At 44.2% G+C, this 430-nt stretch carries 1 protein-coding gene; it reads left to right on the forward strand.

From position 1 onward, the window contains the following. Positions 1 to 430 (forward strand): IS5 family transposase (locus ACT3SX_RS15580; protein ID WP_444519319.1); only part of this gene is annotated, 430 nt, incomplete at both ends.

Raw genomic sequence — 430 nt, forward strand, 5'->3', positions numbered from 1 at the left:
CCGTTGAAGGCATGTTGTACCGCATACGAGTAGGCTGTCCATGGCGAGACTTACCTTCTTATTTCGGTCATTGGTCTAGCATATATCATCAATACCGTTATTGGCGTAAAACCGGTAAATGGCAAAAGCTCATGAAAATAATCACAGCAAACTATGATAGTGAATGGTTATTTATAGACGGTAGCGTGGTCAAAGCTCATCAGCATAGTACAGGCGCCGCCAGTCATCTTGATGAGGCCATTGGTAAAAGTGTTGCAGGTAATAGCAGCAAACTGCACTTAGTGGTCGATGCTTGTGGTAACCCTATACATGTTGAGCTGTCAGGTGGGCAAGTACATGACTCTAAGATGGCAAAGACGTTGATAGATAGCACGATTAATAACCAGACTAAAGCGGTGATTGCAGACAGGGGCTACGATAGTAGCGATAT

The sequence above is a fragment of the Psychrobacter sp. AOP31-B2-9 genome (assembly GCF_052378005.1).
GTDB lineage: Bacteria > Pseudomonadota > Gammaproteobacteria > Pseudomonadales > Moraxellaceae > Psychrobacter.